Source organism: Cupriavidus sp. FW305-46 (assembly GCF_058787075.1).
The window spans coordinates 1-12,132 of sequence record NZ_JBYSZI010000056.1 but is presented as its reverse complement, the minus strand read 5'-3'; the positions used below and the strand labels follow the sequence as shown (position 1 = coordinate 12,132).

The 12,132-nt window shown below is 67.1% G+C and carries 8 protein-coding genes and 2 pseudogenes; 3 read left to right on the top strand and 7 right to left on the bottom strand.

Features of this window, described 5'->3' with window-relative positions; translation table 11 throughout:
• Positions 1–38: 38 nt before the first annotated feature.
• Both boxB and boxA read left to right on the top strand, forming a co-directional pair.
• Positions 39–1,466 (top strand): benzoyl-CoA 2,3-epoxidase subunit BoxB, encoded by a 1,428-nt coding sequence (gene boxB / locus AC3WON_RS24015; RefSeq protein WP_492352880.1) that lies wholly within the window; start codon positions 39–41, stop codon positions 1,464–1,466.
• Positions 1,467–1,659: 193 nt separating this feature from the next.
• On the top strand, positions 1,660–2,940 hold the full coding sequence (gene boxA / locus AC3WON_RS24010) for a benzoyl-CoA 2,3-epoxidase subunit BoxA (RefSeq protein ID WP_492352879.1): 1,281 nt from the start codon (positions 1,660–1,662) through the stop codon (positions 2,938–2,940).
• Positions 2,941–2,963: 23 nt separating this feature from the next.
• On the opposite strand, the gene fusA is transcribed toward boxA, so the two are convergent.
• The 3 genes from fusA to AC3WON_RS23995 form a co-directional block, all read right to left on the bottom strand.
• Positions 2,964–5,018: an elongation factor G gene (gene fusA, locus AC3WON_RS24005; RefSeq protein ID WP_492352878.1), complete on the bottom strand. Its 2,055-nt coding sequence runs from the start codon at positions 5,016–5,018 to the stop codon at positions 2,964–2,966.
• A gap of 208 nt (positions 5,019–5,226) precedes the next feature.
• Positions 5,227–6,105 (bottom strand): oxidoreductase, encoded by an 879-nt coding sequence (locus AC3WON_RS24000; protein ID WP_492352877.1) that lies wholly within the window; start codon positions 6,103–6,105, stop codon positions 5,227–5,229.
• 569 nt (positions 6,106–6,674) lie between these two features.
• A complete protein-coding gene (locus tag AC3WON_RS23995; protein WP_492352876.1) occupies positions 6,675–7,604 on the bottom strand; it encodes a LysR family transcriptional regulator in 930 nt (309 codons plus the stop codon).
• A 357-nt stretch (positions 7,605–7,961) separates the two neighbouring features.
• Between AC3WON_RS23995 and AC3WON_RS23990 the strand changes: the two genes are divergently transcribed.
• Complete coding sequence (locus AC3WON_RS23990) at positions 7,962–8,735, top strand: SDR family NAD(P)-dependent oxidoreductase (protein WP_492352875.1); 774 nt, start codon at positions 7,962–7,964, stop codon at positions 8,733–8,735.
• Here the strand turns inward: AC3WON_RS23990 and pdeM are convergent.
• From pdeM to AC3WON_RS23970, 4 genes and pseudogenes are all read right to left on the bottom strand, one after another.
• A complete protein-coding gene (gene pdeM / locus AC3WON_RS23985) occupies positions 8,720–9,436 on the bottom strand; it encodes a ligase-associated DNA damage response endonuclease PdeM (protein WP_492352874.1) in 717 nt (238 codons plus the stop codon). The genes AC3WON_RS23990 and pdeM overlap by 16 nt on opposite strands.
• Positions 9,433–9,951 (bottom strand): annotated as a pseudogene (locus AC3WON_RS23980) (DNA ligase-associated DEXH box helicase); the annotation flags it as partial. The pseudogene AC3WON_RS23980 and the gene pdeM, both read right to left, overlap by 4 nt.
• Positions 9,942–10,544, bottom strand: a pseudogene (locus AC3WON_RS23975) (DNA ligase-associated DEXH box helicase); the annotation flags it as partial. The pseudogenes AC3WON_RS23975 and AC3WON_RS23980, both read right to left, overlap by 10 nt.
• Positions 10,545–10,746: 202 nt before the next feature.
• The coding region (locus AC3WON_RS23970) for an NAD(P)/FAD-dependent oxidoreductase (protein WP_492352873.1) at positions 10,747–12,132 on the bottom strand (1,386 nt) is incomplete at its 5' end.

Sequence of the window (12,132 nt, the reverse complement as noted above, 5' to 3'; positions counted from 1 at the left end):
TTACACGACAACCGAATCGTCCCCCGAAGGAGACCACCATGTCCGGCATCAACTACAGCGACAAGATCCCCAACAACGTCAACCTGAGCGAAGACCGCACCCTGCAGCGCGCGCTCGAGCAATGGCAGCCTAACTACCTGAGCTGGTGGAACGACATGGGCCCGGAAGGCTCGCACAGCCATGACATCTACCTGCGCACAGCGATCAGCGTCGATCCGCAGGGCTGGGCCCACTTCGGCCACGTCAAGATGCCGGACTACCGCTGGGGCATCTTCCTGAACCCGGCCGAGGCCAACCGCAAGATCCATTTCGGCGACCACAAGGGCGAGGATGCGTGGCAGGACGTGCCCGGCGAATACCGCGCCAACCTGCGCCGCATCATCGTGACGCAGGGCGATACCGAACCCGCGTCGGTCGAACAGCAGCGCCACCTGGGCCTGACCGCGCCCAGCATGTATGACCTGCGCAACCTGTTCCAGGTCAACGTGGAAGAGGGCCGCCACCTGTGGGCGATGGTCTACCTGCTGCACAAGTATTTTGGCCGCGACGGCCGCGAGGAGGGCGAGGCCCTGTTGGAGCGCCGCAGCGGCCAGCAGGACAATCCCCGCATCCTGCAGGCGTTCAACGAGCAGACCCCGGACTGGCTGTCGTTCTTCATGTTCACCTACTTCACCGACCGCGACGGCAAGTTCCAGCTGTGCGCGCTCGCGGAAAGCGCCTTCGATCCGCTGGCGCGCACGACGAAGTTCATGCTGACCGAGGAAGCGCACCACATGTTCGTGGGCGAGTCCGGCGTGTCGCGCGTGATCCAGCGCACCTGCCAGGTGATGAACGAACTCAAGACCGACGATCCCGCCAAGCTGCGCGCGGCCGGCGTGATCGACCTGCCGACCTTGCAGCGCTACCTGAACTTCCACTACAGCGTCACCATCGACCTGTTCGGTGCCGATGAGTCGAGCAACGCCGCCACCTTCTACAGCACCGGCCTCAAGGGCCGCTACGAAGAAGGCAAGCGCATGGACGACCACGTGCTCAAGGGCCAGACCTACCGCATCCTGCAGGCGCAGAACGGCCAGCTGACCGAGAAGGAAGTGCCGATGCTCAACGCGCTCAATGAAGTGCTGCGCGACGACTATATCAAGGACAGCATGGGCGGTGTGGAGCGTTGGAACAAGGTCATCGAGAAGGCCGGCATCCCGTTCCGCCTGAAGGTGCCGCACAAGGCCTTCCACCGCAATATCGGCGCGCTGGCGGGCGTCAAGGTATCGCCGGACGGCCGCGTGATCTCCGACGCCGAATGGCGCGACTTCCGCGACCAGTGGCTGCCCGGCGAAGGCGATCGCGCCTTTGTCGCCAGCCTGATGGGCCGCGTGGTCGAGCCGGGCAAGTTCGCCAACTGGATCGCGCCGCCGGTGATGGGCATCAACCGCCAGCCGGTGGATTTCGAGTACGTGCGGTTTAACTGAGCTTCGGGCCATCCGCCCGCTGCGGGTTTGCGCCCCTCTCCCGCATGCGGGAGAGGGGTGGGGTGAGGGCGGGAGCATCAACGAAGCGCCGGTGCTTAAACCACCCCTCACCCTCCCCTCTCCCCTGAGGGGAGAGGGGAACACCGAGGGCAGGGATACACGCCCTGGACGCACTCTGATTCTGGAGACCGCCATGGACATGGCAGAAATTCAAGTCATCAAGCAGCACCTGATCGATCCCGAGATCTGCATCCGCTGCAACACCTGCGAAGCCACCTGCCCGGTGGGCGCGATCACGCACGACTCGCGCAACTACGTGGTCGATGCCGACAAGTGCAACCTGTGCATGGCCTGCATTTCCCCGTGCCCGACCGGCTCGATCGACAACTGGCGCGCCATGCCGAAGCTGCGCGCCTACAGCATCGAAGAGCAGCTCAGCTGGGACACGCTGCCCGAAGAGCTGACGCCCGAGCAACTGGCCGACCTGGCACCCGGCGCCGAGCTGCAGACCGCCGCGCCGGAGATTCCCGCCGCGTCGCCGCTGGCCGGCTCAGGCGAAGATGCCATCAACGGCGCCCGTTACGGCGCCACGGTGCCGCCTTGGTCCGCCGCGCATGCATACACCAACCTGTATGGCGCGAAGTCCGCCAACAAGACCATCACCGCTACCGTGACCGGCAATGTGCGCGTGACCGAAGTGGGCCGCGAATACGACACGCACCACATCGTGCTGGACTTTGGCGCGACCCCGTTCCCGGTGCTGGAAGGTCAGTCGATCGGCATCGTGCCGCCCGGCACCGACGCCGGCGGCCGCCCGCACCATGCCCGTCAGTACTCGATCGCCAGCCCGCGCAACGGCGAGCGTCCGGGCTACAACAACCTGTCGCTGACCATCAAGCGCGTGCTGCAGGACCATGACGGCAACCCGGTGCGTGGCGTGGCCTCCAACTACATGTGCGACCTCCAGGTCGGCGACAAGGTCGAAGTGATCGGCCCGTTCGGCGCCAGCTTCCTGATGCCCAACCACCCGCGCTCCAACATCGTGATGATCTGCACCGGCACCGGCAGCGCACCGATGCGCGCCATGACCGAATGGCGCCGGCGCCTGCGCAAGGCCGGCAAGTTCGACGGCGGCAAGCTGATGCTGTTCTTCGGCGCGCGCACGCAGGAGGATCTGCCTTATTTCGGCCCGCTGCAGAACCTGCCCAAGGATTTCATCGACATCAACCTGGCGTTCTCGCGTACGCCGGGGCAGCCCAAGCGCTATGTGCAGGGCCTGATGCGCGAGCGCGCGGCGGACCTGGCAGCGTTGCTGGCGAGTTCCGACACCTGCTTCTATGTGTGCGGGCTAAAGAGCATGGAAGAGGGCGTGGTGCTGGCGCTGAGGGACGTAGCGCAGCAGGCGGGGTTGCAATGGGAGGCGCTGGCTGAAGGGTTGAAGCGGGAGGGGCGACTGCATCTGGAAACGTACTAGATGCAGCCGCGGGCGCGAACCGCTCAATCCGTATCCTGCTGCGCCTTGTGTTTCGATGCCATCTTGTCCTGCTGCGCCGGCGGCACGTTGTCGTAGTGGCTGAACTGGATGGTATAGCTGCCGTGGCCGCCGGTGATGCTGTTCAGCCGTGACTGGTAGTCGTTGAGCTCGGACAGCGGCACCTGGCCGGCCACCACCACGGCGTTGCCGACCGCGGTGCGCGTGCCGTGGACCTGGCCGCGCTTGGTGGAGAGGTCGCCGATGATGTCGCCCATGGCTGTGCCCGGCGCCGTCACCTCGATCTCGACGATCGGCTCCAGCACGCTGGGCCTGGCCTTGAGCACCGCGTCGATGAAGGCCTTGCGCCCGGCGGTCGCGAACGCGACTTCCTTGGAATCGACCGGATGGCTCTTGCCGTCATACACGGTTACGCGCACGTCCTGCATCGGGAAGCCCGCCAGCGGGCCGCTGTCCAGCACCTGGCGGATGCCTTTTTCCACGGCGGGAATGAACTGGCCGGGAATCGCGCCGCCTTTTACCGCATCGACAAAGTCGAAGCCCTCGCCGCGCGACAGCGGCTCCACGCGCAGCATTACTTCACCGAACTGCCCGGCGCCGCCGGTCTGCTTCTTGTGCCGGTGATGGCCCTCGGCCTTGCCGCCGATGGTTTCGCGGTAGGCGATCTTGGGCGGGCGCGTCACCACCTCCAGCTTGTATTGCTCGGTCAGCCGCTCGAGCGCGCAGCGCAGGTGGAATTCGCCCAGGCCGAACACCACGGTCTCATTGGTGCCAACCGGATGCTCGACGCGCAGGCACGGGTCTTCCGCGCTGAGCTTGTGCAGCACTTCGGCCAGGCGCTGCTCGTTGCCGCGCCGCGCCGGTTCGATCGCCAGGCCGTAGATGGGGGTTGGAAACTCCAGCGGCGTCAGGTGGATATTGCCGTCCTCGGTGGCGTCGTGCAGCACGGCATCGAAGCCCAGTTCGTCGACCTTGGCCACCGCGCAGATATCGCCCGGGCCGGCCCGTGGGATCTCCTGGGTCTCCTTGCCCTGCAGCCGCAGCAGGTGCGCCACCTTGAACGGCTGGCGCCCGTCGCCGATATAGAGCTGGCTGTCGCGCGTGACCGTGCCCTGGTGGATGCGGAACACCGCCAGCTTGCCGACATAGGGGTCGATCACCACCTTGAAGACATGGGCCAGCACGTGCTTGTCAGGCACGGGCTCGGCGCGCACGGCCTTGCGGTGTTCGCTGCCATCGCCCGTATCGCGATAGAAAAGCGGCGGATTGCCTTCAGTCGGGTTGGGCAGCAGTTGCACGAACACGTCGAGCAGTTCCGTGATGCCGGCGCCGGTGGCGGCCGAGGTAAAGCAGATCGGCACCAGGTGGCCTTCGCGCAGCGCGCGCTCAAATGGCGCATGCAGCTGCTCCGGCGTGATCGCCTCGCCTTGTTCCAGGTACAGCTCCATCAGTTCGGGATCGATCTCGATCACCTGGTCGATCAGCGCATCGTGGGCGGCGGGAACAGATAAAAAATCCGACTCGCCGGCCGGATTGAAGAAGCAGTCCACCACCTGGCTGCCGTTGCCGGCAGGGAGGTTGATCGGCAGGCATTCCTTGCCAAAGGCCTCCTGGATATCCGCAAGCAGCGCGGGCAGGTCGACCTTGTCGCCGTCGATGCCGTTGACGATGATCATCCGGCACAGCTGGCGCGCCTGCGCCCACGCCATCGCGCGGCGCGTGGTCATCTCGATGCCGGTCTGGGCATTGATGACGATGGCGGCGGTTTCCACCGCCGCCAGCGCGCTGATGGCGAGGCCGGAGAAGTCGGGGTAACCGGGGGTGTCAAGCAGGTAGATGCGGGTGTCGCGGTAGTGCAGGTGGGCGGCGGCGGTGGTGAGCGAGCGTTTGTACTTGCGCTCGAGCGGGTCGCTGTCGCAGACCGTGGAACCGCGTTCGACGCTGCCGGGCGTGTGCAGGGCACCGCCCTTGTGCAACAGCGCTTCGACCAGCGAGGTCTTGCCGCACCCCGCGTGCCCTAGCAAGGCGACGGTGCGGATGGCATCGGGACTATCGTGCATGGTGGCTCTCGTCCGGCAATGGCTGTCCGGGAATTATTGGCCAAATTCGCCGGAAGCGACATACGCGGATGCCCGACTCGGTGCATTGCCTGACGCAAGATGGCTCGCAAGTGGCGGGGGGCGGGCCGGCGCGCGGCCGGCCCCGCTTCGCGTTTCACACAGCTTGCCCGCATTGCAGCAAAGCGTGCGCTGCTGCGTTGCAGCAAGATCAGCGGCGCACGTCGTCGTGGTCGGTCGACACCGCCAGCGCCTGCCAGGCGGCCAGTTCGCTTTCCACCTTGCGGTTCTTCTCGGTGATGCGGTAGACCGTGTCCGAGCCCAGCGGCAGCCGCACCGGCGGGGTTTCGCTGTCGGCCAGGGTCAGCAGCGCTGCCGCCAGCTTGGCCGGGTCGCCGGGCTGCTGGTGGTTGGCCGAAGCCATGTGCTCGCGCATTGCCCCGACCGTATCGGCATATGCGGCGATCTCGGTGCGCACGCGCACCAGCGAGCTGGCATCGAGGAAGTCGGTGCGGAAGAAGCCCGGCTCGACCACGGTGGCGCGGATGCCCAGCGGCGACAGTTCCGCATCGAGCGCTTCGGTCAGGCCCTCCACCGCAAACTTGGTGGCGCCATAGACGCCCCAGCCGGGATACGCGGCGTAGCCACCGATCGACGAAATGTTGAGGATGCGGCCGCTGCGCTGACGGCGCATCTGCGGCAGCACCGCACGCGTCACGGTCAGCACGCCGAACACGTTGGTGGCGAACTGCTGCTCGACTTCCTGTGCGGAGGCCTCTTCGACCGCGCCGAGCAGGCCGTAGCCGGCGTTGTTGACCAGCACGTCGATGCGGCCGAAGCTGGCCACGGCGGCCTCGGCGGCGGCGATCGCCTGCGCTTCGTTGGTGACGTCCAGCGCCACGCCCAGCAGGTTGTCGTGCTCGCCCAGTGCGGCGGTGATGGTTTCCGGGCGGCGCGCGGTGGCGACGACCCGGTCGCCGCGTGCCAGCGCGGCACGGGTCAGTTCCAGGCCGAAGCCGCGCGAAGCGCCGGTGATGAACCAGACCTTGCTGGCAGCGTTGATGGCGGTGTTGGTGGTGTTGGCGGACATGGTGAATCTCCTTTCAGGGTGCTCGGTTTGACTGCGATGTCTGATGGCGGGGGCCACGGAGACCAATTTAGGCCGGCAACGCCCACAACACTAGGCGATGTAATCGCGTTTCAACGACAACCATTAGTTGTGAATGGAAGGCCGGCGCGTCGAGCCGACGAAATCGACATAGCCGAGCGCATGCGGAGCCAGTCCGCTCTTGCGCGCGGGGTGGACACGGTGAAGCTGTAGAGCACGCCCGTGCCGGGATGGCGACGGTCTCGTGCCCGTCCGCCAGTGGCGAGTCGGGCTGGCAGCGCCGGGAAGATCCACTCGCCGGTGGCGCGGTCGCGCGACGCGAGCAGTTGGGGACGGGTTCCGCGCTCCAGAGCGGATAGAGCTGGTCTGAGATCGCTGTTGGTTGGCCTTGGCGTAATGGTTGTCGTCGTCGGCTTGCGCGACAAACGATATTTCCGGCGTTTTCGGTTGAGAAGAATCAAGCGAAAGGGGAGGGAGGGCGTTTGCAGACGTGCTTTGGCGGCGGGGTGCTTGCTGCTGTCGTCGTTGCAAACAAGCGGTGGTGAAGCGGCTCAGGGCACGATCCCGACCAGGCGCGACAGCGATTGCTCCGCGCCCCGGCCCGCCTCCACCACGAAGTCGATGAAGCGCCGGACCCGCACCGGCATCTGGCTGCGATGCGGGTAGTACATGTACAAGCCGACATTGCTGCTGCTGTACCCCGGCAGGATCGCCTTCAGCCGCCCGCTCACGAGGTCGGCGTGGATCATGTAGGCGGGGAGCTGGCCGATGCCCATGCCGGCGCGCACCGCTTCGACCTCGGTTTCCACGTCATTGAAGCTCGCCACCGCAGGCACCTCCTGGTAGATCAGGTCGCCGTCCACCTGCAGCTCCCACGGCACCATGCGCCCGGTCGCGGGGCGGCGGAAGCCCGTGCACTGGTGCTGCAGCAAGTCGTCGAGGGTGGCCGGCTCACCGTGCCGAGCCAGGTAATCCGGCGCCGCGCAGATGACCAGCGGCAGGTCGCACAGCCGCCGCGCCACCAGGTTCTGGCCGGGGCTGGTGCCGACGCGGAAGCCGACGTCGATCTTGGCTTCCACAAGATCGGTGAAGAGGTCGCTCAGCACCACATCGAAGGTGATGCCGGGATATTGTTCGCGAAAGCCGCGCACCAGCGGGACCAGCACGCGGCTGCCGAGCGACGGCGGAGCGGTCAGGCGGATCAGACCGTCGTCGTCGCTCTTGCTGCTGCGGACCTGCTCTAGCGCTTCGTCAAGCTGGCGCATGCCCGGCGCGGCCAGCTCGAACAGGCGTGCGCCTTCTTCCGTCAGGCTGAGCTTGCGCGTGGTCCGGTGCAGCAGGCGCACGCCGAGATGATCCTCCAGCGTGCGCACGGCCTTGCTGGCGGCCTGCGGCGTGACGCCCGCTTCCACCGCGGCGCGGTGGAAGCTGCCGGCGCGTACCACGCCGAGGAAGAGGGTGAGGACACGGGCCTTGTCCATGACTGGCAACCAGAGGTTGGGAATGTGGCCATCATAATGCCAGCCGGTAGTACGAAAACAGCAAGGGCAGGCCAGTGCGCAGACTTTTGCTCGACCAGGTGCTCGACGCGGATCGGAAGCTCCCGCACGCGCTTTCCGGTTGCGTGGAACACGGCGTTGGTCACGGCCGGCGCCACGCCCACCAACGCGATTTCGGCTAATCCCTTGACGCCCAGTTCGTTCGTATGCGCATTCACCGGCTGGCCGTTCATGGCCTGTCCGGCGCCCGTCAGCTGCCTCGGCGATTTCATCCATTCCGACGACGCCTTGAACCCTTTGCCATGTGAACAATGTCCCACCACCCAAGGAGACAATCACATGACAAAGCATCCATTCGACCTGAGCGGCAAAGTGGCACTGGTGACCGGCGGCAACGGCGGCATCGGCCTGGGCATTGCCGAAGGGCTGGCCGCGGCCGGCGCCGATATCGCGATCTGGGGCACGAATGCCGCCAAGAACGCTGCCGCCGCCGACCGCCTGGCCCAGCATGGGCGCAAGGTGCATACCGAGCTTTGCGACGTTGGCGACGAGCAGGCGGTCGATGCTGCAATGCAGCGCACGGTGGCGGCGCTGGGGCGCATTGACGGCTGCTTTGCCAATGCCGGGGTGGGCAGCGGCAACAAGGGGCCGTTCGACCAGATGCCGACCGAGGCCTGGCGCAGGACCATGCGCGTCAACCTGGACGGTGCCTTCTTCACGCTGCGCGCCGCGGTGCGGCAGATGCTGGTGCAGGGCGAGGGCGGGGTGCTGTGCAGTACGGCCTCGGTTGCAGCGATTGAAGGCGCGCCGCGCTCCGAGCACTATGCCGCCACCAAGGGCGGCGTGATTTCGATGATGCGGGGGCTGGCGGTGGAGTACGCGCGCAAGGGCATCCGCGCGCACTCGATCCTGCCGGGCTGGATCAAGACCGAGATGACCAGCGTGGCCCAGGGCAACGATGCCTTCCAGGAAATGGTGCACAAGCGCGTGCCGATGCGCCGCTGGGGCGAGGGCAGCGACTTCGCCGGGATTGCGGTGTACCTGATGAGCCCGGCTTCCGCATACCACACGGGGGACACCTTCGTGATCGACGGTGGCTATACGCTGTTCTGAGCCGGACGTCCGGCAGGCCTAACTGGCCAGACCCGGCCGCCGCCGACCCCATAGGCGCGCTCGTCCGGTTGCGGCCGAACGGTGGCGTGGCCGGTGAAGGCGCCAAAAGCCGGCAGGATGGCGCCATGCGGGCCGAACAGGAAACAGGGCAGGCGCAGGCTGTCTGCGCCTGCGCCGCGCAGGCGGCAGGCCGGATGCAGGTGGCCTGCCAGTACATAGCCCTGTGCAGAAGCACCGGGCATATGGCATAGCGCGAAGGGGCCCGCCACGGCGGGCTCGGTCACCACGGAGATGTCGAGGGACTCAGGCGGGTCGCCGGCGCGCGCGTCATGGTTGCCGCGCACCAGCGTGCAGCAGACCTGCGGCGGCAGGCGGTGACGCCAGTCGTCCAGCGCCCGTAGCACTGCCTGCGCACGGGCGGCACGCGCATGCAGGAAGTCGCCGAGGAAGACCAGCTCATCCACTGACAGCTGCCGGGTCAGCCGTGTCAACAGCGCCAGGTTGTCGCCGGTGGTGCCGTGCGGCACCGGCTGCCCCAGTGCGCGGAACGCCGCGGCCTTGCCGAAGCGGACATCCGCCACCATCAGCATGCCTGCCGCGGGCCACCAGATCGCATGCTCGGGCAGCAGCCACAGCGTCTCGCCGGCGGCCGTCACGGCGAAAGCGCCGTTCGCTTCCAATGTGCGGGCATCCGGGTTCATAGGAGCGGTAAGGGCTTTGAAGGTTTGCGCACGCGGCGCGGCTTGCGCGGCGTGCGCCCGGACGGGCCGGCGTGGTCGGCCATGCCAAATCGGGCGGCTTCGGCCAGCGCCTCGGCCGGCATGCTTTCCGCTTCGCCTGGCTCCGGACCTGCCGCCAGTTCCAGGTCGGCCAGCATGCGGGCGATGCGGTCGGCCAGCTTCTCGGTGCTCAGCTTCTCGCGCAGGAACTCCACCACCAGCGGGAACGACAGCGGCGTGGGCCGCTTCAGGTCATGCAGGTCGAGCTTCAGCGCCGACAGGCGCTCCAGCGTATCGGCGAGCCGGTGCGCATCCAGCTCCTGCGTCAGCACCTCGCGCTCGGCCTGGCCCAGCAGCAGGTTGCGGGGGGCGTGCTTGCGGAACACCTCGTAGAACAGGCTCGACGACGCCTGCAACTGGCGCGCGCTCTTGGGTGCGCCGGGATAGCCCTGGAAGATCAGCCCGGCAATGCGCGCGATCTCGCGGAAGCGCCGCGCAGCAGGCCGTGCAGGATGCGCTGGGCCTTGCCGAAGGTGTAGGCGTGGACGATGCTGGCGCGGCCGGCCTGCGCGTTGGTTTGCCACCAGTGGAAGATCTCCGCCATCAATGCGGCCTGCGGTGGCCAGCGGTAGATCGGCAGGCCAAAGGTGCTTTCGGTGATGAAGGTACCGCACGGCACCGGCTCGAACGGGTCGCAGGTGCCGTCGGCTTCGAGCTTGTAGTCGCCGGAGGCGACCCAGACCTGCCCGCCGTACTCGATGCGCACCTTGGCCGAGCCGAGCACATGTCCTGCGGGATGCAAGCTCAGCGTGACGCCGTGGTGGCGGATGCGCTTGCCGTAGGGCTGGGTATTGAGGTCGATGCCGGGCAGGCGCGCCAGCAGCACGCCGCGGCCCGGTTCCGCGCACAGGTAATGGGCGTGGCCGAAACGGGCGTGGTCAGAGTGGGCATGGGTAATGACGGCGCGCTCGACCGGGCGCCAGGGATCGATATGGAAGTCGCCCGGCGGGCAATACAGGCCCTCCGGGCGGGCGACGATCAGGTCGCCGGCATGGGAAGGCTTGGGCGATAGCGGCCGGGGTAGGGCCAAGCGTGCCTCCTGATGCACTGCGGCCGGTGCGCGGCCGCGATGCTCCCGGGGCGGGAGACCTGGGAATCATACTGCTGCGTTGCGCTGGCTGGGGAGGCGGTGGGGTCCGGTTTGGGTGTCGGTGGGGGGCCGACAAGGATGGGAGGCGAAGGCCTGCTATCGCGTTGCCGGCGTCCTCGATGCAGCCGCCCGACCACATTCCTCAAAGCACGTCATCCTTCAAGTGATACCAGTGGTACAGCACGCGCTGCCCCATCCTCCGGAACGGCGCGAACATCTGCGATTCCACCATCTCGCGCACGTTCGGGAACGGCAGCGGCGAGCGGAAGATCGGCAGTTCCGGCAGCGCGGCAGCTTTGCCGGCAATCAACGCCGCCAGCCGCTTGCCGGCCTGCGCGGAGTACATCACGCCATTGCCGCCATAGCCCATGGCGTAGTAGATCGACTGGGCCGGATCCGGCTGGGTGATGCGCGGCATCATGTCGTGGCTGACATCGACCCAGCCCCACCATGAGTAATCGACCTGGATCCCCTGCAGCGCTGGGAATTTGCGGTACATGTCGCCGATCAGCTTGTGCTTGTACTGCTCCTGCGGCGCGTCGTTGCCGGTGATGGCGCTGCGGCTGCCGATCTGCAGGCGGCCGTCTGGCATCAGGCGGTAGTAGTGGCGCAGGATGCGGGTGTCGGTGATGACCTGCGTGGTGCGGAAGTTGCACGCGGCCAGTTCGCTGGCCGTGAGCGGGCGCGTGACGATGGAGTTCGACAGGATCGGAAACAGCCGGTTCTTGAGCTCGCGGTGCAGCGTCTGCGAGGTATAGCCGCCGGTGGCCACACCCACCGCGCGGGCGCGCACGATGCCGCCGGGGGTGCGCAGGTAGTGCACGCCGTTGCGCGTTTCCCAGCCGGTCACCGGGCTGGACGGATGCACCTTGGCGCCCAGCTCGCGCGCGCGGCGCAGGTAGCCGAAGGCGAGCTTGCCGGCGTGGATGCCGATGCCTTCGGGCTCATGCATGGCGCCGGCGGCTTCCTTGTCGTCGACATACTCGCGCCGCACGGTGTCGGCGTCCATGATCCGTGCGTCGTACTTGAAGACTTCGCGCAGGAGCTTGGCCTCCTTCTCCAGCGCCGGCATCACCTTGGCGCGGTGCGCGATATACAGGTGGCCGCCCGGCTGCGGGTCACAGTTGATGTCCTTGATCAGGCCCTTGAAGGTCTCCATGCCGTCGCAGACTTCCTCATGCAGGCGCAGCGCGGTATCCAGGCCGTAGCGCTGGATCCACTGCGAGCGCTTGAGCCGCCCGGACGCGCATTGCGCCTGGCCGCCGTTGCGCGTGCTGCAGCCCCAGCTGACGCGGTTGGCTTCGAGCACGGTGGCCTTGATGCCGTATTCCTGTGCCAGGAAGATGGCGCAGGTCAGGCCAGTGAAGCCCGAGCCGATGATCGCCACATCCACGTCGATGTCGTGCGTGATCGGGCCGTCGTCGGCGGGCGGCTCGCCCGCGGTGCCGATCCAGTAGGTGGGCGCGTACTCGCGGCCGTGGCCGGGGTTGGGGGTGTGCAGCGGGTCGTAGGCGGGGTCGTACGGGCG

Bases quoted from the DNA above. Each gene is read 5' to 3' on its own strand.
- boxB (WP_492352880.1), top strand. From the start codon at position 39: ATGTCCGGCATCAACTACAGCGACAAGATCCCCAACAACGTCAACCTG.
- boxA (WP_492352879.1), top strand. From the start codon at position 1,660: ATGGACATGGCAGAAATTCAAGTCATCAAGCAGCACCTGATCGATCCC.
- fusA (WP_492352878.1), bottom strand. From the start codon at position 5,018: ATGCACGATAGTCCCGATGCCATCCGCACCGTCGCCTTGCTAGGGCAC.
- AC3WON_RS24000 (WP_492352877.1), bottom strand. From the start codon at position 6,105: ATGTCCGCCAACACCACCAACACCGCCATCAACGCTGCCAGCAAGGTC.
- AC3WON_RS23995 (WP_492352876.1), bottom strand. From the start codon at position 7,604: ATGGACAAGGCCCGTGTCCTCACCCTCTTCCTCGGCGTGGTACGCGCC.
- AC3WON_RS23990 (WP_492352875.1), top strand. From the start codon at position 7,962: ATGACAAAGCATCCATTCGACCTGAGCGGCAAAGTGGCACTGGTGACC.
- pdeM (WP_492352874.1), bottom strand. From the start codon at position 9,436: ATGAACCCGGATGCCCGCACATTGGAAGCGAACGGCGCTTTCGCCGTG.